We start from the raw sequence: 22,501 nt of genomic DNA, 5'->3' as shown, positions 1-22,501 counted from the left end.
GGCCTCCCCCGCTCCCCCTCTCCCCGATGTGGTCAAACCGGTCGCGGCGATCGTCGCACCGCGTGACGGAGCGACCGTCGCGGGCAGCGCCACGCTCGTCGCCACCGCGACGGACGCGCACGGCGTGACCAACGTGTCCTTCTGGTCGGGCACCACCCGGCTCGGCAACGCCGTCATCGGCGGAGGTGGCGAATGGACGCTGGTCACGTCGGCCACGGCCCTCGCCCCCGGTCGCCATGTCCTCGTGGCCAAGGCGAGGGACGCCGCGGGCAACATCGGGAGCAGTCGCAGCATCACGATCGACGCGGTCGCCGTCGCAGCGACGCCCTCCCCGGCCCCCGGTCCCGAGGCCACCCCGACACCGACCACGTCGACTCCGACGCCCGACGCGACTCCGACTCCCACCACGAACCCCGACGCGACCCCGACTCCCACCCCGACGAGTGACGCGACTCCGACTCCCACTCCCGCCACGACGCCTGACGCGACTCCCACTCCCACCCCGACGCCGACGGCAGCGCCGACTCCGACCGCGACCGTGGCACCGAGCGAGACGCCTGCTCCGACCGCGACTCCGAGCGCCGCACCCACGCCCACCATCACACCGAGCGCCACACCCACGCCCACCATCACGTCGACCGCGACACCGACGCCGACCGCGACACCCGAGCCGACCGCGACACCGACGCCCGCCCCGACCCCCGCCGCTCCCGGCTCGCCTCCCCTCGCCACCTGGGACTTCACCGAGCCCTTCGCGCCGTACTACTCGACGAGCGGAGACCTGCCGCTCCTGCAGGCGGGGCGCACGTCGGCGACCCGGACCAGCACGCCCTGGGGCACCGGAGTGACGATGACAGGGACGAGCTACCTCCGCATCCCGGCCGCCCAGACCGGTCGGCTCACCATCGGAGCGACCGGGAACGCGGTCACGGTCGCGAGCTGGGTGCGGATGACGGACCTCGACACGGGCTTCATCGCCGGCGCATGGAAGGAGAACTCGGCCGGGCCGACGCGGTCCTACGGGCTCTTCTACGATCTGGGCACCTACGGCGGCAACGAGCGCGCCGCGTTCCACGTGTCGCGCACCGGTGGACCGACGCCCGGCTACCCGTACTCGCGCGACTACGCCGCGTCGGGGGACACCTTCAGCCGGGGTGTGTGGCAGTTGCACGTGGGCACCTACGACGGGGCCGCAGCCGTCTCCTACCTGAACGGCCGGGCGGTGGCCTACCCCGTGTTCACCGACGACAAGGGCGCCACCTACGCGAAGAACCCCTATCTGTTCGCGGACGGGCTGAATCCGCTGCCGGGCGACTTCACCGTCGGCGGTGTCGAGCTCACCAAGGGCCCCGGCAACTACGCGATCGGCAGCTTCGCGAAAGTCCGGGTCTGGGACCGCGCGCTCAGCGCGGACGAGGTGAGCGCGCTCTACACGGCGGAGCGGCCCACGAGCTTCCTCGGCTGACGCCGGGGAGTCAGCGACCGGCGCGCAGCCAGGCCAGCACGGCAAGGACCCGCCGGTGGTCCGACCCGGAGTCCTCCAGGCCGAGCTTCTGGAAGATCGCCGTGACGTTCTTCTCCACCGCGCCCACTCCGATGAAGAGCGAGGCGGCGATGCCCGCGTTCGTGCGGCCCTGGGCCATCGCCTCGAGCACCTCGCGCTCGCGCGGGGTCAGCGAGGCGAGGGGATCGCGCTGGCGCTGCAGGAGGGACGCGACGACGTGCGGGTCCAGGACCGTCCCTCCCGCCGCCACGCGCTCGACGGCGTCGCGCAGCTCGTCGACCGACGCGACCCTGTCCTTGAGGAGGTAGCCCAGGCCGCCCTCGCCGGATCCGAGCAGCTCGTGCGCGTAGGTCACCTCGACGTACTGGCTCAGGAGCAGGACGGCGACCGACGGATGAGCGCTTCGGATCCCGATCGCGGCGCGCACGCCCTCGTCGCGGAAGGCCGGCGGCATCCGCACGTCGAGGACCGCGACATCGATGGACGCGGGGTCCTCCGCGAGCCGGGCGACGAGGCCCTCCGCATCCCCGAACGAGCCGACGACGGAGAGCCCTGCGTCCTCGAAGAGGCGGACGAGCCCTTCGCGCAGGAGGACGGAGTCCTCGGCGACGGCGACGCGGATCACGGAGGAGGAGGGCACTCCCTCAGCCTAGAGCGGCGGATCCGTCAGCCCGGGTCGGCGACCTCGCGCGCTCGGAAGGGCACGTGGACGCCGACGGTCGTCCCTCCGCCGATCGGCGAGTCCACGCGCAGCACGCCGCGCAGTCCGCGCAGCCGCCCCTCGACGCCCTCGAGACCATGCCCCGGCACGGCACCCGCGCCTCCGACTCCGTCGTCGATCACCCACGCGTCGAGCCACCGCTCCCCGGTCGCGCCGGCCTCGCGCACGTCGAGGTGGACGCGCAACCGCTGAGCGGAGGAGTGCTTGGTCGCGTTGGCGAGCAGCTCGGCGACGACGAAGTAGACGCTGCGCTCGACCTCCGGCGGCACTCCCTCGACGGGGCGGTCGACGAGGACGTCCACCGGCACGGGGCTGAGCGCGGCGAGGGAGTGCACGGCGGCCTCGAAGCCTCGGTCCTGCAGGATCGGCGGCGCCACTCCCCGGGACAGAGCGCGCAGCTCGTCGAGCGCGGTGCGCACGTGCTCGCGGGCCTGCGCGAGGAGTGCGACCGCCGCCTCCGGGTCGGACACGACGCGCCGCTCGGCCGACGCCAGATCCATCTGCACCCGGATGAGGCGCTGCTGAGGCCCGTCGTGGATGTCGCGCTCGAGCCGCCGCAGCTCGCGGTCCTCCGCGGCGACCGCGGCGCCGCGCGAGGCGCTCAGCTCCTCGACCTCGCGCTGGAGCGCCTCCGATCCCCAGGGGCCGAGCAGGAGCCGGTCGACGAGGTACCGCGCGAGGGTGAGTCCGCGGGTGGCGAAGGGGAGCGTCGACACGAAGAGCACCACCACCGCGATCGCCGCGAGGGTGACGAGGACGGTCGGAGGCTCCGGCACCCCGAGCAGCGAGGCCGCTCGCGAGGCGATCCAGCGCGCAGCGGTCGCCGCACCTGCACCCGACCCGTCCAGCGCCGACACCAGCGTGCCGAGGCCGGCCCAGGTCCAGAGGGCGAGAACGGCGCCGAACACGACGGCCAGCAGAGGAGCGACGACCAGCGTGTGCAGCAGCGCGAGCCAGTAGTGGCCGTCGATGACCGGCCCGTAGAGGGCGTGGGTCGCGGGAGCGACACCGGGCGGGGCCCGGCGCGTGCGCGGCTCGGGGATGTCGGGCCGGCCGGCGATCCGGTTGATCCACCGGGTCCCGCGCGCGAAGAAGCGGGCGACGATCAGGGCGACCGGGAGGAAGACCAGCCCGATCAGCACGCCGATCAGCCCGAGCGCCGCGACCAGGGCGAGCCCGACCGCGAACGCTCCTGCGACGGTGAACGGCACGGCGACCACGAGCGCGAGGGCCTCCCGCGGCACGTCGCGCCACAGGCGGAGGTAGGCGCGGGTCGCCTCCGCGAGCGGTGTCGTCGCCGCGCTCATCCGGCCCTCCTCCGCGCCCGGCGTCGAAGCGGAGCGCGTCTTCGAGGGTATCGGCGCGGCGCTCGGCGCACCCGGGGGCGGACCCCCGTCCCGTCCCGAGGGACCGCCCTGTACGCCCAGGCCAGCCTGTCCTTCACCCGCGTTAGCGGAGCCTCCGCTTCCTTGCGGCGGCGCGGCTGCGGCGTACAGTTGACGAAAAGTCACCCCCTCTCGAAAGGACCCGATCGATGTCCACTGCATCCGTCACGTCGCTCACCTCGTCGAATCCGGATGTCGCATCCGGAGTCGCTCAGTTCCTCAGCCCCGTCGTCGTCGAGATGACCGCGCTGGCCGTCAACGGCAAGCAGGCTCACTGGCACGTCCGCGGCGCCAACTTCATCGGAGTCCACGAGCTCCTCGACACGATCGTCGCGCACTCGATCGAGTGGGCCGACCTCGCCGCCGAGCGCGTCGTCGCCCTCGGCCTCCCGGTCGACGCCCGCATCCAGACCGTCGCCTCGGCGACGAGGACGCAGCCGCTCACCCCGGGCTTCCAGCGCTCCGAGAACGCCATCGTCGAGATCATCACCCAGATGGACGTCGCGATCGCAACGGTCAACACCGCGATCGCCGAGCTCGCCGAGATCGACGCGAGCAGCCAGGACGTCGCCATCGAGATCGGGCGCGGCCTCGAGAAGGACCGCTGGTTCCTCTTCGCCCACGTCAGCGAGAGCTGAGCCCCGCTCCCTCACGGCTCCCACGGCCCGCTCGATCCTCGGATCGGCGGGCCGTCGGCGTTCGTGCGCTCAGCTCCGGTGCGTGAAGCGCCCGGCCAGGAGGGTGGCCGCGACGGGCATGGCGCGCAGCTGCTCGGCGGTGGCCGTGAGCGGATCGCGCTCGACGACGACCAGATCCGCGACATCGCCGGTCCGCGGCTGCAGCCGGCGCACCCGGGTGGAGGCGGTGATCGCCTCCTGCACGCTCACGCGCTGCTCGGGGTGCCAGGGCTCGTCGCCGGGCCGGGCCCTGGCCACCGCAGCCGCCATCGCGACCCACGGATCCAGCGGAGCGACCGGAGCGTCCGAGCCGAGCACGACGGTCGCTCCGGAGTCGATCAGCGATCGCAGCGCGAACGCGCGCCCGGTGCGCCCCGCCCAGTAGCGGTCGGCGACGTCGCGGTCGTCGAGAGCGTGCTCGGGCTGCACTCCGGCGACGACACCGAGGCGGGCGAACCGCGGAACGTCGGCGTCCGCCAGCAGCTGCGCGTGCTCGATCCGCCCGCCGCCGACCCGGCCGAGCGCGTCGAGTGCGACCGAGGCCGCCGCATCGCCGATGGCGTGCACGGTCGGGCGGATCCCCGCGGCGACCGCGCGGTGCAGGAGGTCGTCGAGCTCGTCGGGGTCGACGGTCAGGACCCCGCGGCCGCCGTCGGCACCGGAGTAGGGATGGTCGCAGTACGCCGTGCGGGTGTTGAGGGAGCCGTCGATCAGGACCTTCAGCGGACCCATCCGGAGAAGGCCCTCTCCCCCGGCGAGCTCGTCACCGGTCCGCAGGCCCGCCTCGATCGCCCGGTCGAGGTGGTCGCGATAGACGCCCGTCTCCACGCGGAGGGAGCGGATCCCCCGAGCGACGCGGCGCGGCCAGTCGCCGACGTTCCACCGCATCTCGAGGTCGACGACACCGACGACTCCGCGCGAGGCGGCCTGCCGAGCCGCCGCGTCGACCAGGTCGTCGAGCTCCGCGTCCGTCATCGCGCCGAGCGCTGCGACGAGCTCGAAGCACGCCTCCTCGCGCAGGAGGTCGTCGGTCCACGGCACCGAGTAGCGGCGGAGGGCGGCCGAGTTCGACCAGACGGAGTGGAGGTCGCCTCCCACGAGCACCACCGCGCGGTCGGGGGCGACCAGGTCGAGCAGGGCCGTCGAGGGGACGTCGGGCCACAGTCCGTCCCGGTAGCCGTACCCCACCAGGGTGGTCGCCGCACCGGCCGGCGACACGGCGAGACGATCGCGGACTGCCGCAGCGACGTCGGCCGCGGAGCCGGCGCTCGAGACGTCCAGCCGGGGCGCCGTCATGGACCACTGGGAGAAGTGGACGTGCTCGTCCCAGAGTCCCGGCAGGAGCCACCGGCCGTCGAGCTCGTGCACCTCGGCGGCGCGGTCGTCGACGGCACCGACCGCGTCGATCCGGCCCTCTCGCACCAGGACGTCGACGGGTTCGGCCGAGCCGAGCAGTCTCGCTCCGCGCAGGAGCAGTGGTGCGCTCATCGCGTGCCCGCCTCGCTCACGACTGGCACACCGGGCACCAGTACAGCTTGCGCGCGCCGATCTCCTCGAGCAGGACGTTCGTGCCGCAGACCCGGCAGGGCAGTCCCTCGCGCTTGTAGACGTAGTTCCGCTCGGCGCGGCTGCGGACGGCCTTCGAGCGCTCGGACGCGGTGAGACCGCGCCGGGTGATCATCATCCCGGTGCGGATCCCGTCCTCGAGCAGCAGCGCCCAGTCGGCCCAGAGCTCGTTCGCGAGCTCGAGCGGCACCTGCTTGCCGGGAGTGTGGGGGTCGAGGGCCGCGCGGTAGAGCAGCTCGGCCCGGTAGATGTTGCCGATGCCGCTGACCACCGACTGGTCCATCAGCACGAGGCCGACCGGAGTCGCGGTCTTGCGCAGCCTCGTCACGAAGCGGTCGCGGGCGGCGTCGGAGTCGTCCGCCGCCGGGTCGGGGCCCAGGCGGGCCAGCAGCGTCTCGACCTGGGAGGGATCCATGATCTCGCAGGCGGTCGGTCCGCGCAGATCCGCGACGGTCTCCTCCGTCTGCAGTCGCACCCGCACCGCGCCGACGGGCGGCGGGGGGAACTCGTCCAGATCCCCGTCGGTCTCGTGCTCCGTCTCGGAGAGCCGCACCGCCCGCCGCCGACGGGGCGCCCCGATGCTGCTGCCCGCCTTCCCGTCCGGGAACAGCGGCGAGACCCGGCCGAGGAAGTCCCACGCGCCGTAGAGGCCGAGGTGCACGTGCAGGAAGAGGTCCCCGTCGAAGCGCAGCAGCAGGTGCTTGCCGACCGCCGTGGACTCCAGGACCGTCCGTCCGTCGAGAACGGCTGCGCCCTCGGCGAAGCGGCCCTGCGGACTGCTCACCGCGACGGCGTGCCCGACCACGTCGCGCTCGAACTGCAGCGCGATGCGGTGGACGGAGTGGCCCTCCGGCACCTAGAGGCTCTTCGCGCTCGAGTCGACGACTCGGCCGACGATGTCGCCGGTCGCCTCGTACTCGGCGAGCTGGGCGATGCGGCGCACGTGGCGCTCCTCGAAGGTGAAGGGCTCGGCGACGAACGCGTCGATGAAGCCCGTGGCCTCGTCGACGGTGTGCTGGCGCGCACCGATCGAGATCACGTTGGCGTCGTTGTGCTGGCGGGCGAGCACGGCGGTGCTGAGGTTCCAGACCAGGGCGGCGCGGACGCCGGCGACCTTGTTCGCGGCGATCTGCTCGCCGTTGCCCGAGCCGCCGAAGACGACTCCGAGCGCCTGCACGCCCGCCTCCTGATCGCGCACGACCGCGGCGGCGGCGTTGATGCAGAACGAGGGGTAGTCGTCGAGCGGATCGTACGACGTCGGGCCGTGGTCGACGACCTCGTGCCCGGCGGCGCCGAGGTGCTCGATCAGGTGCCGGCTGAAGTCCAGCCCGGCGTGGTCCGTTGCGATGTGGATGCGCACGCGCTCGTCCTCCGGGAGTGCCGAATCGATGCCCGCTCGAGCGGGCCGGGAGTCAGAGTACCGCCCGCGGAGGGGCGGCGGGCCTCAGTCGAACTGCGGGTCGCGCGTCCGCGAGCGCTTGAGCTCGAAGAACCCGTCGTACGAGGCGGCGGCGACGATGCCGTCCCACAGGGACAGCGCCTGCTCGCCCCGCGGGGCGGGCGAGAGGACGGGCCCGAAGAACGCGACGTCGCCGATGGCGATGACGGGGGTCCCGACGTCCTGGCCGACACGGTCGATGCCCTCGAAGTGCGAGGCGCGCATCGGAGCGTCGTACTCGTCGGAGTCGGCGTAGGCGGCCAGCTCGGCCGGCAGACCGAGCTCCTCGAGCGACTCGGCGATGACCGCGTCGACGTCGGTACGGCCTCCGACGTGGATCCGGGTGCCCAGCGCGTCGTAGAGCGGCTTGACCTTCTCGCGGCCCTCGCGCTCGCCCACGGCGGCGACGAGGCGCGTGTAGCGCAGCGCCCGCGGGAGGAAGCCGCGGTACGAGTCGTCGACGTCCTTGTCCTCGTTCAGGACCGCGAGGCTCATGATGCGCCATGTGACGTCGAGATCCCGTGCCGGGGTCACCTCGTCGACGAAGCGGGAGGTCATCCAGGCCCAGGGGCAGGAGGGGTCGAACCAGAAATCCACGGAGGTCATGCCCTCACGTTACGCCGCCGCCCGCGCACTCGGTGCGCCTGAGCGCCGGTCGGGTGCGACCGGGCGGCGCGGCCCTAGGCTGGATCGTCGGCGCCCGCACCCCGGCGCCCACCGGCCGCGCCCGAGACGAACGGATGGAGCACCCCGTGCCAGGAGACAACCTCACCCGGACCGAAGCGCAGGAGCGCGCTTCGCTGATCCAGGTCATCGACTACGACGTCACCCTCGACCTCACCCGTGGGGCGGAGACGTTCCTCAGCACGACGACCGTGCGCTTCACGGCGAGCGAGGGCGCCTCGTCCTTCATCGACGCGATCACGAGCGCGGTCCACTCGGTGGTGCTCAACGGAGTCGATCTCGACCCCGCCGACGTGGCGGACGGCGTCCGCATCCGCCTCGACTCGCTCGCGGCCGAGAACGAGCTCACCGTCGTCGCCGACGCGCTGTACACGAACACCGGCGAGGGTCTGCACCGCTTCGTCGACCCCGTCGACGGCGAGGTGTACCTCTACTCGCAGTTCGAGGTGCCGGATTCGCGGCGCATGTTCGCCGTGTTCGAGCAGCCCGACCTCAAGGCCGCGTTCCGCTTCACGGTCACCGCTCCCGCCGACTGGCAGGTCGTCTCGAACCAGCCGACCCCCGAGCCGGTTCCGGCCGGCGAGGGGACCGCGACCTGGAGCTTCGAGCCCACTCCGCGCATCTCGTCCTACATCACCGCCCTGATCGCGGGGCCCTACGTCGTGGAGCGGGACTCGCTCGTCTCCTCCGACGGCCGCACGGTGCCGCTGGGCGTGTTCGCCCGCGCCTCGCTCGCGCCCCACCTGGACGCCGACTACGTCTTCGAGAAGACCAAGCAGGGCTTCGCCTTCTACGAGGAGAAGTTCGGGGTCCCGTACCCGTTCGACAAGTACGACCAGCTCTTCGTGCCCGAGTTCAACGCCGGGGCGATGGAGAACGCGGGAGCCGTCACGTTCACCGAGACGTACGTGTTCCGCTCGAAGGTCACCGACGCGATCAAGGAGCGCCGGGTCGTCACGATCCTGCACGAGCTCGCGCACATGTGGTTCGGCGACCTCGTCACGATGAAGTGGTGGAACGACCTCTGGCTGAACGAGTCGTTCGCCGAGTACGCCTCCACTCTCGCGACCGCCGAGGCGACCGAGTGGACCGAGGCGTGGACGACGTTCGCCGCCATGGAGAAGAGCTGGGCCTACCGGCAGGACCAGCTCCCCTCCACCCACCCGATCGTCGCGACCATCAACGACCTCGAGGACGTGCAGGTCAACTTCGACGGCATCACCTACGCCAAGGGCGCCTCGGTGCTCAAGCAGCTGGTGGCCTGGGTCGGCGAGAAGGAGTTCCTCGCGGGAGTGCACGAGTACTTCGTCAAGCACGCCTTCTCGAACACCGAGCTGAGCGACCTGCTGGTCGAGCTCGAGGCCACGAGCGGCCGCGACCTGTCGGAGTGGTCGGCGCAGTGGCTCGAGACGGCAGGAGTCAACACGCTCCGCCCCGAGATCGTCGTCGACGAGTCCGGCTCCATCGCCTCCTTCGCGATCCTGCAGAGCGCTGTCGAGGAGTACCCGACGATCCGCCCGCACCGCCTCGCGATCGGCCTCTACGACTTCGAGGGCGAGCGCCTGGTGCGGGTCGACCGCCTCGAGCTCGACGTCGACGGCGAGCGGACCGAGGTCCCGGAGCTCATCGGACGCACGCGTCCCGCTCTCGTGCTGCTGAACGACGACGACCTGGCCTACGCGAAGATCCGTCTCGACGACGCCTCGCTCGCCGTCGCGATCGAGCACCTCGCGAGCATCGAGAGCCCGCTCGCGCGCTCGCTGGTCTGGGGCTCCGCCTGGGACGCGACGCGCGACGCCGAGTCCGCTCCGCGCGACTTCGTGCGCCTGGTGCTGGGCAACATCGCCACCGAGACGGAGTCGACCACGCTGCGCACCGTGCTCGGCCAGCTGGTCACGACCGCCACGCAGTACGTGGCGCCCGAGCACCGCGAGGCGACCGTCGCGGAGGTCGGCGACCGGCTCTGGAGCCTGGCGCAGAGCGCCGCGGCCGGGAGCGACGCCCAGTTCCAGTTCGTCAAGTTCTTCGCGGCCGTGGCCTCGACGCCGACGCACCTCGACGCTGTCGATTCTCTCCGCAGCGGGGCCGCCGCGCTCGAGGGCCTCGAGATCGACACGGACCTCTCGTGGGAGCTCCTGATCGCGCTCGTCGCCGGTGGTCGCGCGGGCACCGACGAGATCGACTCCGCGCTGGCCGCCGACAACACGGCGACCGGACAGCAGTCGGCGGCGCACGCCCGCGCCGCCCTGCCCACGGCCGAGGCCAAGCGCGCGGCCTGGGAGTCGGTCACGACCGACGACTCCGCGCCGAACACGATCGTCCGGTCGACCGGCCTGGGCTTCCAGCGCACGGCCGACCCGCGTCTGCTCGACGCGATGGTGCCGGTCTACTTCGGAGCCCTCCGGTCGCTGTGGGAGGCGAAGAGCTACAAGATCGCCGAGTACCTCGTCGTCGGTTTCTACCCGGCCGCGGAGCCGTCTCAGGCGATCGTCGACGCCACCCGGGAGTGGCTCGACGCCAACCCCGAGGTCCCGGCGCTGCGCCGTCTGGTGATCGAGAACCTGGCGGGAGTCGAGCGGGCGCTGCGGGCCCAGGAGCGCGACGCGCGCTGATCCCTCCTCCACCACGCGAAGGGGGCGCCGGCTCGTCCGGCGCCCCCTTCGTCGTCCCTAGCGCTCGGGTACCGCTCGCCGGGGCTCGCCGTCGTACTGCGAGAGCGGTCGGATCAGCGCGTTGGCACCGCGCTGCTCGATCACGTGGGCGGTCCAGCCCACGACGCGGGCGGCGACGAACAGCGGGGTGAAGATCGGGGTGTCGAAGCCCATCAGCCGGTACGCGGGGCCCGAGGGGTAGTCGAGATTCGGCAGGATCCCGGTCCGCTCCGCCATCGCCTCGGCGAGCGCGTCGTACAGCTCCACCAGGTCGGCCCGGCCCTCGTACTCGGCGAGTCGGCGCATCGCCGCGTCCATGGTCGGCACGCGGGAGTCCCCCGACTTGTAGACCCGATGCCCGAAGCCCATCACCTTGCCCCGCGCGGCGAGCACCGTCGAGAGCCACTCCTCGGACCGGGCGCGGGCGTCCGGTCCGACTCCGATCTCGTCGAGGACGTGCAGCACCGCCTCGTTCGCACCGCCGTGCAGCGGGCCCTTCAGCGCCCCGACCGCCGCCGTCACCGCCGAGTACACGTCGGACAGCGTCGATGTCACGACCCGAGCGGTGAAGGTCGACGCGTTGAACGAGTGCTCGGCGTAGAGGATCAGCGACACGCGGAAGGCGTCGACCACGACGTCGTCCGGGATCTCGCCGAAGGTCGTCCAGAGGAAGTTCCGGCAGTAGTCGAGGTCGTCGCGCGGAGGGACGGGCTCCTCACCGCGCCGCCGCCGCTGCGCGTACGCGACGATCGCGGGCAGAGCGGCCCAGAGCCGCACCGACCGCTCCAGGACCTCCTCCGGGGCCGAGGCGTCCGGCTCCGGATCGAGCGCGCCGAGGACGCTCACGGCGGTGCGCACGACGTCCATCGGATGAGCGCCGAGCGGCAGCAGGTCGACGACCGACCGGACGGCCGGGTCCAGGGCGCGGTGGGAGCGCTCGATCGTCGAGAGCGCCGCCGACTCGTCCGGGGTGGGCAGCTCCCCGTGCCAGAGGAGCCAGGCGACGTCCTCGAACGACCGCGAGGAGGCGAGCTCCTGCACGGGGTATCCGCGGTAGAGCAGGGAGTTCGACTCCGGGTCCACCTTCGAGACCGCCGTGGTGTCGACCACGACCCCCGCGAGCCCCTTCCTGATGTCCTGACTCGTCGTGATCATGCGTCGCTCCTTCGCGAGACGGACCCGGCGCGGCGCTGCGCCGGGGAGTGCGGGCGCTCAGGCGCCGTAGTGGTCGGCCAGGCTGAAGTCGAAGACGCCGTCGTCGAACCGGCCGTAGGCCTCGTAGTCGAGCAGCTCGTAGAGCTCGGCGCGGGTCTGCATCCGCGGCACCTCGGAGCGGAGCGATCCCTCGGCCTTCAGCGCGTCGAGCGCCCTCATCGCCGCGCCCATCGCGATGCGCAGGAGCGAGACGGGGTAGATCACGATGCTCACCCCCACGTCCGCGAGCTGCTGCGTGGTGAACAGCTCGCTCTTGCCGAACTCGGTCATGTTCGCGAGCACGGGCACGTCGACGGCGGCGCGCACGGCCTCGAACTCGCTCAGGTCGCGCATGGCCTCGGGGAAGATCGCGTCCGCGCCCGCGTCGACCAGGCGCTTCGCCCGGTCGATCGCCGACTGCAGGCCCTCGAGCGCGCGGACGTCGGTCCGCGCCATGATGACGAGGTCCGGATCGCGGCGCGCATCGACCGCGGCCGCGATGCGGCGGACGGAGGTGCTCTCGTCGACGACCGCCTTGCCGTCGAGGTGCCCGCAGCGCTTCGGGTTGACCTGGTCCTCGATGTGCAGGCCGGCGACTCCGGCGTCCTCGAGCATCTGCACGGTCCGCGCGACGTTGAGTGGCTCGCCGAAGCCCGTATCGGCGTCGACCAGGACGGGCAGGTCGGTCATCCGGGCGATCTGCTGCCCGCGACCCGCCACCTCCGACAGGGTCGTGAGCCCGATGTCCGGCAGTCCGAGCTCGGCCGACAGCACCGCCCCGGAGACGTAGACGCCGTCGAAGCCCTTCTCCTGGATCAGGCGGGCGGACAGCGGGGTGAACGCGCCGGGCAGCTGGAGCAGCTCGCCCGTGGCGAGACGCTCGCGGAAGAGCCGGCGCTTGTCGGCGGGGGTCCGGGTCGAGTGCAGCAACGGAGGTCCTTCCCTCGGCGGGCCGTGCTCCGGCCCTGTCCACGAATCTATACACCTCCTCCGATCCGGGGGCCGTGACCACGGGACCGGTCAGGAGGCGTCGCGTAGCCTGGACGGGTCATGCTGCTCTTCGAGACCTCCACCCCGAATCCCGTCTCCGCCACCATCTCGTTCTTCGACACCCCCGTCTTCTGGAAGAGCGTCGCGGTCCTCGCGATCGTGCTCGGGGCCCTGATCGCCAGGGTCATCGCGCACTTCCTCGTCGGCCGCGTCGTCGATCAGATCGTCTCGGGCGTGAAGAGGCGCCAGCGCGTCGAGGACACCCAGTCGATCGCGGCCTCGCCGCTGGCGGCCGTCCGCGTCGTGCAGCGCACGCGCACGCTCGGCTCGATCCTCAACAACATCAGCTCGATCCTGATCGTCGTCATCGCGCTCGTGATGATCGTCAACACGATCGATCCGTCGCTCATCGGCTCGTTCGCCCTGCTGACCGCCGCGCTCGGCGCGGGCCTGGGCTTCGGCGCGCAGAACATCGTCAAGGACGTGCTCAACGGCCTGTTCATGGTCGCCGAGGACCAGCTCGGCGTGGGCGACGTCGTGGACACGGGGCAGGCGACCGGAGTGGTCGAGGCCGTGGGCGTCCGCATCACGCAGATCCGGGACGTGAACGGCACGCTGTGGTTCGTCCGCAACGGCGAGATCACGCGGGTCGGCAACATGTCGCAGGGCTGGTCGCGCGTCATCATCGATCTCGCCGTGCCGTACGAGACGGACCTGGAGCAGGTGCAGAGCACCGTGCTGGCCACCGCGAGCGAGCTGGCGGCCAGCAGCCGCTGGCGCGCGCGGATCATCGACAAGCCCGAGCTGTGGGGCCTGGAGTCGATCGCCGACGACGCCCTCGTGGTGCGCCTCGTGATCAAGACGCGCACGACCGCCAAGGACGACGTCGCTCGCGAGCTGCGCCTGCGGCTGAAGCGGGCGCTCGACGCCCTCGACGTGAAGCTGCCGTCGCTCAACGCGGTCGTGCTGAGCGGCTTCGAGGGGGCGACCAGCGTCGGCGGTGCGAAGCCGCCGCGGACCACCCCGTCGCCCACCGTGACCACCGAGCACGGCAAGCCCGTCCGTCTCCCCCGCGCCCTGCGCCCGCGTCCTCGCGACGGCGACTCCACTCCCCCGACGGAAGGACCCCGCTCGTGAGCGGACTGCAGATCGGCGGCACTCCGCCGCTCCGGAGCTTCTGGGAGCACGTGGGCGGCCGTCCGACCTTCGAGCGCCTGGTGCGCCGCTTCTACGAGGGCGTGCGCGAGGACGACGTGCTCTGGCCGATGTACCCCGAGCACGACCTGGAAGGGGCGATCCAGCGCCTGACCGGCTTCCTCGAGCAGTACTGGGGCGGGCCGACGGCCTACAGCCAGGAGCGCGGGCATCCGCGGCTCCGGATGCGCCATCAGCCGTTCCGGGTGAACCCCGAGGCCCGCGACCGGTGGCTGCTGCACATGCGCGTCGCGGTCGACGAGCTCGAGCTGGCGCCGGCGGACGACGCTCTGCTGTGGGACTACCTGGAGCGCGCCGCGCACGCCATGGTCAACACCTTCGAGGAGTAGCCCGGACTACGCCGGGGTGCGCACCAGCACGTGCCCCCGGCGCGAGGTGAGCCGCCGCCACGGACCGCTCTCGAGGAGGGCGACCGGGTCGTCGGCGCCGAGGAATCCCAGGGCGAAGAGCGCGAAGGCGGCGCCGGCCGGCACATCCTCCAGCCCGTCGAGCGGTCGTCCCCAGACCGAGGAGCGCACGCGGCCGACGATCTGCTCACCGGTCGCCGAGCCGACGGCCGCTGCGATCTCGTCGATGCCGTCGCGCGCCACCTTCTCGAGGAAGACCGGATCGACCGGCTCCCGCCGCAGCCAGCCCCCGCGGGGCGGGGCGATGCCGGCCCAGGCGCCCGCGGTCGCGTCGTCGCCGTCGGGCAGCGTCACCGGCTTGCCGTCGGCACCGCCCGGCTCCCACTGCAGGCGCGCGAGGCGGTCCGAGAGGGCCCGGATCGGGATCACCCGGTCGAAGCCGGCGGGCTGGTCGAGCGCGAAGACGCGGAGCCCGAGGACCGTCGAGGAGCGGTCGAGGATCCCGCGGGGCTGCAGGATCGCGGTGTAGGCGGCCAGGACGTGATCGTCGGCGACGAGCCGCACCGCGCCGTCGTCGACGCGGGCGGATCTGCCGAGGAAGACCCGCAGATCCGAGAGGCTGGGCGGATCGGCGAGGGAGAAGGACGCAGTCATCGCATCGATAAACTTACCTCGCCGCTCGACCCACCCGCCGACATCCGGAGGCACCGTGCCCGATCCCCTGTCCTCGTTCCTCACCGCGCTCGATCTGACGGACACGGGGGCGCGGACCAGCGAGGACATCTTCACGGGTCCGTCGCAGTGGATGCCCGAGGGGCGCGTCTTCGGGGGCCAGGTCCTCGCGCAGTCGCTGATCGCGGCCGGCCGGACCGTCGAGGAGCGCAGCGTGCACTCGATGCACGGCTACTTCCTCCGTCCCGGCGATGTGAACCTCCCCATCACCTTCTCGGTGGATCGGATCCACGACGGCCGCTCGTTCTGCACGCGGCGCACGCAGGCCTACCAGAACGGTGCGCCGATCCTGTCGATGATCGCGTCCTTCCAGACGGAGGACGACGGGCTGGACCACCAGACCCCGATGCCCGAGGGCGTGCCCGATCCGGAGTCGCTCCCGAGCACGGGCGACGTCCTGGCGGGCGTCGACCACCCGGTCGGCAGCTTCTGGGCCACCCAGCGGCCGTTCGACGTGCGTCACGTCGAGCAGCCGGTCTATCTGCGCGCCGATCCGGACCGCGTCGCGCACCAGAGCGTCTGGATGCGCTCCCTCGGTGCGCTGCCGGACGACCCGATGCTGCACCGCGCGGCTCTCGCGTACGCGAGCGACTACACGATCCTCGAGTCGACCCTCCGCCGTCACGGCGCGGCATGGGTGACGCCGGGACTGCGGATCGCGAGCCTGGACCACGCGATGTGGTGGCACCGTCCGGCTCGGGTCGACGAGTGGCTGCTCTACGTCCAGGAGGCGCCGAGCGCCTCGGGCGGCCGAGGACTCTCGCTCGGCCGCATCTACTCCCGCGACGGCCTGCTTGTCGCGAGCGTCGCGCAGGAGGGCATGGTGCGCGTCCCGCTGCACTGAGCGGGACGCGCGTGCTCAGCCGCGCTTCGAGAACTGCACGGGCTCGTCGACGTACGGCGCCCACACCTCGCGCAGCTCGTCGGGGATCCGCTCCGGTCGACCGGTCGCCGCGGTCACCATCACGAGCGTGGTCGCGGCCTTGGTGAACAGCAGCCGGGGCTCGACGTCGGCGGGCGAGTACAGCTCGTAGCAGATCTCGAGGCTGGCGCCCCCCATCCGGCCGATCCACATCTCGATGTCGAGCGGGGCGCGCATGTACGGGATCGGAGCGAGGTACTCGATCTCCTGACGGGCGATCAGGCTGATCGTGCGCGCTCCGGGGCGCGCGTCGAGAACCGCCGTCGCCATCCCCGCCGTGCCCGGGGAGTCCGGCCGCCAGAAGGCCTGGATGCGCGCCTCCTCGAGCAGGCGCAGCATCTCGGCGTTGTTGACGTGCGCGTAGGCGTCGAAGTCCGACCAGCGCAGGGGGATGGCGACGTGCAGGCGCATCAGTCGCGGGTGAGCTTGCGGTACGCGGAGCGGTGCGGCTTCGCGGCGTCGGGGCCGAGGCGCTCGATCTTGTTCTCCTCGTACGCCTCGAAGTTGCCCTCGAACCAGTACCAGTTCGCCGGGTCCTCCTCGGTGCCCTCGTAGGACAGGATGTGGGTCGCGATCCGGTCGAGGAACCACCTGTCGTGGGTGATGACCACGGCGCAGCCCGGGAACTCGAGCAGAGCGTTCTCGAGGCTGCCCAGGGTCTCGACGTCGAGGTCGTTGGTGGGCTCGTCGAGCAGGAGCAGGTTGCCTCCCTGCTTCAGGGTCAGCGCGAGGTTGAGCCGGTTGCGCTCTCCACCCGAGAGGACACCGGCCTTCTTCTGCTGGTCCGGGCCCTTGAAGCCGAACTGCGAGACGTAGGCGCGCGAGGGGATCTCGGTCTTCCCGACCGTGATGTAGTCGTGGCCGTCCGAGACGACCTCCCACAGGTTCTTGTTGGGGTCGATCCCGCCGCGGCTCTGGTCGACGTAGGAGATGTCGACCGTCTCGCCGATCTTCAGGTCGCCGCCGTCGAGGGGCTCGAAGCCGACGATGGTCTTGAAGAGCGTCGTCTTGCCCACGCCGTTCGGGCCGATGACGCCGACGATGCCGTTGCGCGGGAGGGTGAAGCTGAGGTCGTCGATGAGCACGCGCTCGCCGAACGACTTGTGCAGCTTCTTCGCGTCGATGACCTGCGCTCCGAGGCGGGGCCCGACGGGGATCACGATCTCCTCGAAGTCGAGCACGCGCGTCTTCTCGGCCTCCGACGCCATCTCCTCGTAGCGGGCGAGGCGGGCCTTGGACTTGGCCTGACGGCCCTTCGCGTTGCTGCGGACCCACTCGAGCTCGGTGCTGAGCCGCTTGGCGAGCTTGGCGTCCTTCTTGCCCTGGACCTCCAGGCGCGCACGCTTCTTCTCGAGGTAGGTCGAGTAGTTGCCCTCGTAGGGGTAGAGGTGGCCGCGGTCGACCTCGGCGATCCACTCCGCGACGTTGTCGAGGAAGTACCGGTCGTGGGTCACGGCGAGGACGGCGCCGGGGTACTTCGACAGGAACTGCTCGAGCCAGAGCACGCTCTCGGCGTCGAGGTGGTTGGTGGGCTCGTCGAGCAGCAGCAGGTCGGGCTTCTGCAGGAGGAGCTTGGTCAGCGCCACGCGGCGCTTCTCTCCTCCGGAGAGGTTCGTGACGAGCGAGTCGCCCGGGGGCGTGCGCAGGGCGTCCATCGCCTGCTCGAGCTGGGAGTCGAGGTCCCACGCGTCGGCGGCGTCGATGGCCTCCTGGAGGGTCCCCATCTCGGCCAGCAGGGTGTCGAAGTCGGCGTCCGGATCGGCCATGGCCAGCGAGATCTCGTTGAACCGGTCGATCTTGCCCTTGATCTCGCCCACGCCCTCCTGGACGTTCTCGAGCACGGTCTTCGTCTCGTCGAGCTCGGGCTCCTGCATGAGGATGCCGACGGAGTAGCCCGGGCTCAGCCGCGCCTCGCCGTTGCTCGGCGTGTCGAGCCCCGCCATGATCTTCAGGATCGTCGACTTGCCCGCGCCGTTCGGACCGACCACGCCGATCTTCGCGCCCGGCAGGAACGACATCGTGACGTCGTCCAGGATCAGCTTGTCGCCGACCGCCTTGCGGGCGCGCACCATCGAGTAAATGTATTCAGCCACTTCTGTCCCTCAACCGCTCGTACGTTCTCGGAGCCCCGCGTTCCGCCGGGCCCGCCCCGTGACCGGGAGATCCTCGGCCGGACGTCGGCCTCCGTCGGTCAGCGCGCGCAGGCGTGACCGGAGGCCCGGGCCGCCTCCAGGGTACCGGCTGGGAGCGCGCGGGATCAGCCCTCGAGCGGGACCGTCCGGCCGACCAGGCAGGCGCCCGTGGCGATCGGCGCCGCGACGACGGCGTGGACCCCGTCGCTCTTGGGCCCGTACTGCCCGAGGAGGCACGACTCGCCGAGCTTGACCGAGACGACGACCGTGTCGGCGTCCAGGCCGATCGACGTCTCGTCGGCGGTGAGCTGCATCGACTCCTTCGCGAAGCCGCCGGCGACGAGAGCATCCACGACGCTCGTGCCGGGAGCCTCGGCGTCCGCCGCGACGACCGCGTCGACGACCTGCTCGAAGTAGGGGAGGTTCTCCTCCGCGGAGCCGCCGGGGACGAGCGCCGGGGCCGCGGGCGCCTGGGGGGCCCCGCTCGTCGACTGGGGCGAGGACGACGCCGAGGGCCGCTCGGGGGCGGCCGGTGCGGTGCACCCCGCCAGCAGCAGAGCAGCCGCGATGACGGCTGCACAACGTCCTGCCCGGTCGGCGACGGCGATCCGTGTGCTCACTCGGCTCCCTCCGACGGCAGCGGATCTCGCGCCGGACGCACCGATCAGAACGGGGCGTCGACCGATTCTACCGAGGGCTCGGACGGCGGGGTCGCCGCGCCCCAGTCGCCGCCGGCGGACCCTCCGGCCGCCGTCGGCGCCTCCTCGCTCCACGCCTCGGGAGCCGTGGGCGCGGCCACCGGGGCCGAGCGCCCGACCGTCTTGGTGTACCGCGTCGTCCCCCAGGCGAGGTCGTGGCCGATGCCCTCGGCCGTCAGCGCGACGTCCGTCCCCGACTTGCCTCCGCTCTCCCAGGAGCGCACGGTGAGCCGACCGGTGACGACGACGCGGTCGCCGCGCGCGAGAGAGGCGAGCGCATTGCCCGCCAGGCCGTTGAAGGCGTTGACGGTGTACCAGTTCGTCGCGCCGTCGACCCAGCGCTGCTCGGCGCGGTCGTACCGGCGCTGCGCCGAGGCGAGGCGGAAGCTCGCCATCGTCGTGCCGTTCGCGGTGTCGATGCTGCGCGGATCGGTGCCGATGACTCCGATGAGCGTGAGGGTGTCGGTCATGGTGTGTCCTCTCGTCGGTGGTCGCGGTCGCGACCGGAGCGGCACCCGGGCGGAGGGGGCTGGTACCGCCCGGGTGCCGTGAGGACAGTGTCGTGACGACGGGCCCGCCTCCGAGGTGGAGACGGGCCCGTCAGTGGAGAGGCGGCGGGATCGCCGCCTGGGGAGGACCGCTAGGAGGCGGTGATGTACTTCGAGTACGACTTGCGGATCTTGTTCACCTTGGGGAGGGCGACGGCGAGGCAGTAGCCCTGGCCCGGATTCTTGGCGAAGAAGTCCTGGTGGTAGTCCTCGGCCGGGTAGTAGACGCCGAGCGGCGAGATCTCGGTGACGATCGAGCCGTCCCACCACTCCGACGCGCGGTCGCGGGCGGCCTCGAACAGCTCCTTCTCCTCGTCGGTGGAGTAGTACATGGCCGACCGGTACTGGGTGCCGACGTCGTTGCCCTGGCGGTTGAGCTGACGCGGGTCGTGAAGGGTGAAGAAGACGTCCAGGATAACCTGCTCCGGGATGACGTCCGGGTCGAACGTGACGGCGACGGCCTCGGCGTGGCCCGTGCGGCCCGTGCAGACGTCCTCGTAGTCGGGATCGGTGGTGGATCCGCCGGTGTAGCCGGAGACGACGTCGCTCACCCCGTCGAGGACGCGGTAGACGGCGTCGAGGCACCAGAAGCATCCTCCGGCGAGTACGAATGTGCGCATGTGCGTGTGACTCACTTCCTGTCGCGGCGACGCATCCGGGGTGCCGGGCGCGTCACCTGAGTCAACACCCTGCCGCGTCGCGGCATTCCGCGGCCGGGGGCGGCTGGCATAGAGTCCAGGAGTGAGCTACGACGCCGCCCCCGACCGCTACGACGCCATGGACTACCGACGCGTGGGACGGAGCGGGCTCAAGCTGCCCGCCCTCTCCCTCGGCCTCTGGCACAACTTCGGATCCGACCGCCCCCTCGACACCCAGCGCGCGATCCTGCGCCGAGCCTTCGATCTGGGCATCACCCACTTCGATCTGGCCAACAACTACGGCCCGCCCTACGGCGCCGCCGAGACCGCTTTCGGTCGGATCTTCGCCGAGGACCTGCGCCCCTACCGCGACGAGATCGTCATCTCCTCCAAGGCCGGCTACGACATGTGGCCCGGCCCGTACGGCGACGGGGGCTCGCGCAAGTACCTCCTCTCCTCTCTCGACCAGAGCCTCGAGCGCCTCGGAGTGGACTACGTCGACGTCTTCTACTCGCACCGCCCGGATCCCGAGACGCCCATCGAGGAGACCATGGGCGCACTCGTCTCCGCCGTCCAGCAGGGCAAGGCCCTGTACGTCGGCGTCTCGAACTACGACCCGGAGCAGACCCGCGCCGCCGAGGCCGCCCTCGCGTCCAGCGGGGTGCCGCTGCTGATCCACCAGCCCCGCTACTCCATGTTCGACCGGCACATCGAGGACGGGCTCTTCCCCGTCCTCGACGAGCTCGGCACCGGGTGCATCGTGTTCTCGCCGCTGGCGCAGGGCCTCCTGACGGACCGCTACCTCGACGGCACGGTGCCCGAGGGATCGCGCGCCGCCACCTCGCGCTTCCTCTCGTCCGACCGGATCGACGAGGACTACCTCTCCCGCGCACGGGGCCTGGACGCGATCGCGAAGGGCCGCGGCCAGACCCTGGCCCAGCTCGCGCTGAGCTGGGTCCTGCGGGTGCCGACGGTGACGAGCGCGGTGATCGGCGCCTCGAGCGTCGCGCAGCTCGAGCAGAACGTCGCCGCCCTGGCGGCCGGACCGCTGACCGACGCCGAGACCGCTGCGATCGAGGAGTTCGCCGTGCACGGGACCGCTCTGCGCTGAGCCTCGGGGACCGGCGGTGATGTCGGGGGTCGCTCGTAGTCTGCGAGAGCACCTGGGCCGGCTGGTGCTCCCCGATCCGAGCAGGAGGAACCGATGTCCCTGTCCACTCTGCACGCGACCCGCACTCCCCCGACGCTGACCCGCGTGAACGGGCGGCTCTGGCGCGTGAGCACCACCTCCGGCGCGATCGTCGGCCACATCGAGCTGGTCGACGATCCGCAGGGCGAGAAGTACCGGGCGCGACTGCTGCGAGCGGGGATGCCCGCCGGCCCCCAGCTGGGCGACTTCTGGAGCGTCGACGACGCGATCGAGGTCTTCCGGGTCGCGTGATCCGGCCGATCGGCGGGCGGTCGGCGCGGCGATGGCCCGCCGATGCGGGGTCGGGCTAACGTTCGGCACATGCAGTGGTGGAACGAATTCGTGAACTGGATCCAGACGACGGACGGGCACCGGTCGGTGTTCCTCGCCGCGATCATCCTGCTCGCGGTGGTGATCGGAACGGTCATCACGGCGGCCGTCTTCCGGGCGTCCATCGCCAGGCTGATCCGGCAGCAGGAGCACGAGCGCAAGAACGCCGTCATCGCGACCCTCATCGACGCCGCCGTGGACGCCTCCGCCTGGAACGTGCTCAGCCAGTCGGAGCGCATCCTGAGCGACCGCGCGTCGGCCCAGGCCGAGACGCACCTGCGCCTGCTCCCGATCAAGGGCTCCGGAGTCGCGGCCAACTGGGCGGCGCACGAGCTCGCCGACCTCAAGCACTCCTCGGCGACGGGCGGGTACCAGACCCAGGCGAGCGTGGGCGAGTTCCGCGATCGCCTCGTGCTCTGGCGCGACAAGCCCGGGCGGGCGCGGAAGGCGTTCCTCGCCGACCTCGAGCGCTGGCGCTTCTCCGAGACCTCGAAGGGCGAGACCCCGAAGGGAGAGACCTCGAAGGGCGAGACGACCAAGGGCGGGGCCGCGGGCGCGACTTCGACGACCCGCACCGCGGCGCCGGAGCCCGAGCGGACCGCTCCTTCCACTCCGGTGGTCGTCGGATCCACGGAGGGCTCCACCGACTACCAGCGTCCGGTCACGCCGCCCACGATCGTGCTTCCGCCCGCGTCCGAGAACGCCGCGAACGACGAAACGCGCCGACTTCTGGCCGATGTCGACCGCCTCGACGTCCCGTCCCGCGAGCGCCCCGTCGAGGAGCTCCCGCCGGTCGAGCGCGAGCCGGAGTCCACCGCGCCGGCCGCCGCGGTCCCTGCCGACGACGACCGCCCGGACGAGGCCCGCAACGCCGCCGCCGCGCGTCCGGCCGACTGACCGCCCGTCCTGCAGAAAGGGCCCCGACCGCTGATGCGGTCGG

General features: G+C 71.8%; 23 protein-coding genes. 9 read left to right on the top strand and 14 right to left on the bottom strand.

The window, feature by feature from the left end; translation table 11 throughout:
* Positions 1-1,465, top strand: a 1,465-nt coding sequence (locus NB037_RS07240) for a LamG-like jellyroll fold domain-containing protein (RefSeq protein ID WP_251944643.1), incomplete at its 5' end; no start/stop codon positions are given.
* Between the two features lie 10 nt (positions 1,466-1,475).
* Here the strand turns inward: NB037_RS07240 and NB037_RS07235 are convergent.
* Both NB037_RS07235 and NB037_RS07230 read right to left on the bottom strand, forming a co-directional pair.
* Positions 1,476-2,144, bottom strand: a complete 669-nt coding sequence (locus NB037_RS07235) for a response regulator transcription factor (RefSeq protein ID WP_251944641.1) — start codon at positions 2,142-2,144, stop codon at positions 1,476-1,478.
* A gap of 26 nt (positions 2,145-2,170) precedes the next feature.
* Positions 2,171-3,532: a sensor histidine kinase gene (locus tag NB037_RS07230; protein WP_251944639.1), complete on the bottom strand. Its 1,362-nt coding sequence runs from the start codon at positions 3,530-3,532 to the stop codon at positions 2,171-2,173.
* Positions 3,533-3,759: 227 nt separating this feature from the next.
* Between NB037_RS07230 and NB037_RS07225 the strand changes: the two genes are divergently transcribed.
* Positions 3,760-4,248: a Dps family protein gene (locus tag NB037_RS07225; protein ID WP_055792411.1), complete on the top strand. Its 489-nt coding sequence runs from the start codon at positions 3,760-3,762 to the stop codon at positions 4,246-4,248.
* Between the two features lie 69 nt (positions 4,249-4,317).
* On the opposite strand, the gene NB037_RS07220 is transcribed toward NB037_RS07225, so the two are convergent.
* The 4 genes from NB037_RS07220 to NB037_RS07205 form a co-directional block, all read right to left on the bottom strand.
* Entirely contained in the window at positions 4,318-5,775 is a 1,458-nt protein-coding gene (locus tag NB037_RS07220) for an amidohydrolase (RefSeq protein WP_251944637.1), read from the bottom strand.
* A 16-nt stretch (positions 5,776-5,791) separates the two neighbouring features.
* A complete protein-coding gene (locus NB037_RS07215; protein ID WP_251944635.1) occupies positions 5,792-6,709 on the bottom strand; it encodes an Fpg/Nei family DNA glycosylase in 918 nt (305 codons plus the stop codon).
* Positions 6,710-7,213, bottom strand: a complete 504-nt coding sequence (locus NB037_RS07210) for a ribose-5-phosphate isomerase (protein ID WP_207405608.1) — start codon at positions 7,211-7,213, stop codon at positions 6,710-6,712.
* Positions 7,214-7,297: 84 nt separating this feature from the next.
* A complete protein-coding gene (locus NB037_RS07205; protein WP_251944633.1) occupies positions 7,298-7,897 on the bottom strand; it encodes a mycothiol-dependent nitroreductase Rv2466c family protein in 600 nt (199 codons plus the stop codon).
* Between the two features lie 146 nt (positions 7,898-8,043).
* Here NB037_RS07205 and pepN point away from each other — a divergent pair, with 146 nt between their 5' ends.
* Positions 8,044-10,587: an aminopeptidase N gene (pepN, locus tag NB037_RS07200; RefSeq protein WP_251944631.1), complete on the top strand. Its 2,544-nt coding sequence runs from the start codon at positions 8,044-8,046 to the stop codon at positions 10,585-10,587.
* Between the two features lie 57 nt (positions 10,588-10,644).
* On the opposite strand, the gene NB037_RS07195 is transcribed toward pepN, so the two are convergent.
* A complete protein-coding gene (locus tag NB037_RS07195; RefSeq protein ID WP_251944629.1) occupies positions 10,645-11,781 on the bottom strand; it encodes a bifunctional 2-methylcitrate synthase/citrate synthase in 1,137 nt (378 codons plus the stop codon).
* A 57-nt stretch (positions 11,782-11,838) separates the two neighbouring features.
* Entirely contained in the window at positions 11,839-12,750 is a 912-nt protein-coding gene (prpB, locus tag NB037_RS07190; protein WP_251944627.1) for a methylisocitrate lyase, read from the bottom strand.
* 120 nt (positions 12,751-12,870) lie between these two features.
* Here prpB and NB037_RS07185 point away from each other — a divergent pair, with 120 nt between their 5' ends.
* Both NB037_RS07185 and NB037_RS07180 read left to right on the top strand, forming a co-directional pair.
* Entirely contained in the window at positions 12,871-13,947 is a 1,077-nt protein-coding gene (locus NB037_RS07185) for a mechanosensitive ion channel family protein (protein ID WP_251944625.1), read from the top strand.
* The gene (locus NB037_RS07180; protein WP_307786158.1) at positions 13,944-14,354 is read left to right on the top strand and encodes a globin; all 411 of its coding nucleotides are present in this window, start codon (positions 13,944-13,946) and stop codon (positions 14,352-14,354) included. Before NB037_RS07185 ends, NB037_RS07180 begins: the two co-directional genes overlap by 4 nt.
* Before the next feature lie 6 nt (positions 14,355-14,360).
* Here the strand turns inward: NB037_RS07180 and NB037_RS07175 are convergent, their stop codons facing one another.
* The gene (locus tag NB037_RS07175; RefSeq protein ID WP_251944623.1) at positions 14,361-15,026 is read right to left on the bottom strand and encodes a DUF8185 domain-containing protein; all 666 of its coding nucleotides are present in this window, start codon (positions 15,024-15,026) and stop codon (positions 14,361-14,363) included.
* A gap of 55 nt (positions 15,027-15,081) precedes the next feature.
* On the opposite strand from NB037_RS07175, the gene NB037_RS07170 reads away from it, so the two are divergent.
* A complete protein-coding gene (locus tag NB037_RS07170) occupies positions 15,082-15,948 on the top strand; it encodes an acyl-CoA thioesterase (protein WP_251944622.1) in 867 nt (288 codons plus the stop codon).
* A 15-nt stretch (positions 15,949-15,963) separates the two neighbouring features.
* Here the strand turns inward: NB037_RS07170 and NB037_RS07165 are convergent, their stop codons facing one another.
* The 5 genes from NB037_RS07165 to msrA form a co-directional block, all read right to left on the bottom strand.
* Positions 15,964-16,437, bottom strand: coding sequence for an acyl-CoA thioesterase (locus NB037_RS07165; protein WP_251944621.1), 474 nt, complete (start codon positions 16,435-16,437; stop codon positions 15,964-15,966).
* Positions 16,437-18,119 carry an energy-dependent translational throttle protein EttA gene (gene ettA / locus NB037_RS07160; protein WP_251944620.1) on the bottom strand — a complete coding sequence of 561 codons (1,683 nt, stop codon included), beginning with the start codon at positions 18,117-18,119 and terminating at the stop codon, positions 16,437-16,439. The genes NB037_RS07165 and ettA overlap by 1 nt, the downstream gene beginning before the upstream one ends.
* 164 nt (positions 18,120-18,283) lie before the next feature.
* The gene (locus NB037_RS07155; protein ID WP_251944619.1) at positions 18,284-18,778 is read right to left on the bottom strand and encodes a DUF6993 domain-containing protein; all 495 of its coding nucleotides are present in this window, start codon (positions 18,776-18,778) and stop codon (positions 18,284-18,286) included.
* Positions 18,779-18,822: 44 nt separating this feature from the next.
* Positions 18,823-19,326, bottom strand: a complete 504-nt coding sequence (locus NB037_RS07150) for a single-stranded DNA-binding protein (protein ID WP_251944618.1) — start codon at positions 19,324-19,326, stop codon at positions 18,823-18,825.
* Between the two features lie 170 nt (positions 19,327-19,496).
* A complete protein-coding gene (gene msrA / locus NB037_RS07145; RefSeq protein WP_251944617.1) occupies positions 19,497-20,024 on the bottom strand; it encodes a peptide-methionine (S)-S-oxide reductase MsrA in 528 nt (175 codons plus the stop codon).
* A gap of 121 nt (positions 20,025-20,145) precedes the next feature.
* On the opposite strand from msrA, the gene NB037_RS07140 reads away from it, so the two are divergent.
* From NB037_RS07140 to NB037_RS07130, 3 genes are all read left to right on the top strand, one after another.
* Positions 20,146-21,153, top strand: coding sequence for an aldo/keto reductase (locus NB037_RS07140; RefSeq protein WP_251944616.1), 1,008 nt, complete (start codon positions 20,146-20,148; stop codon positions 21,151-21,153).
* 93 nt (positions 21,154-21,246) lie between these two features.
* The gene (locus NB037_RS07135) at positions 21,247-21,483 is read left to right on the top strand and encodes a hypothetical protein (protein ID WP_251944615.1); all 237 of its coding nucleotides are present in this window, start codon (positions 21,247-21,249) and stop codon (positions 21,481-21,483) included.
* 69 nt (positions 21,484-21,552) lie between these two features.
* Positions 21,553-22,458: a hypothetical protein gene (locus NB037_RS07130; RefSeq protein WP_251944612.1), complete on the top strand. Its 906-nt coding sequence runs from the start codon at positions 21,553-21,555 to the stop codon at positions 22,456-22,458.
* The last annotated feature ends 43 nt before the right edge of the window (positions 22,459-22,501 follow it).

The sequence above is a fragment of the Rathayibacter rubneri genome (assembly GCF_023743255.1).
GTDB classification, from domain to species: Bacteria; Actinomycetota; Actinomycetes; order Actinomycetales; family Microbacteriaceae; genus Rathayibacter; species Rathayibacter rubneri.
The sequence above is the reverse complement of the archived record's forward strand: the minus strand, read 5'-3'. Positions and strand labels throughout refer to the sequence as shown.

Coding starts and splice junctions, on each gene's coding strand:
- NB037_RS07230 (WP_251944639.1), bottom strand. CDS start 3,532: ATGAGCGCGGCGACGACACCGCTCGCGGAGGCGACCCGCGCCTACCTC.
- NB037_RS07225 (WP_055792411.1), top strand. CDS start 3,760: ATGTCCACTGCATCCGTCACGTCGCTCACCTCGTCGAATCCGGATGTC.
- NB037_RS07220 (WP_251944637.1), bottom strand. CDS start 5,775: ATGAGCGCACCACTGCTCCTGCGCGGAGCGAGACTGCTCGGCTCGGCC.
- NB037_RS07205 (WP_251944633.1), bottom strand. CDS start 7,897: ATGACCTCCGTGGATTTCTGGTTCGACCCCTCCTGCCCCTGGGCCTGG.
- NB037_RS07195 (WP_251944629.1), bottom strand. CDS start 11,781: ATGATCACGACGAGTCAGGACATCAGGAAGGGGCTCGCGGGGGTCGTG.
- NB037_RS07185 (WP_251944625.1), top strand. CDS start 12,871: ATGCTGCTCTTCGAGACCTCCACCCCGAATCCCGTCTCCGCCACCATC.
- NB037_RS07175 (WP_251944623.1), bottom strand. CDS start 15,026: ATGACTGCGTCCTTCTCCCTCGCCGATCCGCCCAGCCTCTCGGATCTG.
- NB037_RS07165 (WP_251944621.1), bottom strand. CDS start 16,437: ATGCGCCTGCACGTCGCCATCCCCCTGCGCTGGTCGGACTTCGACGCC.
- NB037_RS07150 (WP_251944618.1), bottom strand. CDS start 19,326: ATGACCGACACCCTCACGCTCATCGGAGTCATCGGCACCGATCCGCGC.
- msrA (WP_251944617.1), bottom strand. CDS start 20,024: ATGCGCACATTCGTACTCGCCGGAGGATGCTTCTGGTGCCTCGACGCC.
- NB037_RS07135 (WP_251944615.1), top strand. CDS start 21,247: ATGTCCCTGTCCACTCTGCACGCGACCCGCACTCCCCCGACGCTGACC.
- NB037_RS07130 (WP_251944612.1), top strand. CDS start 21,553: ATGCAGTGGTGGAACGAATTCGTGAACTGGATCCAGACGACGGACGGG.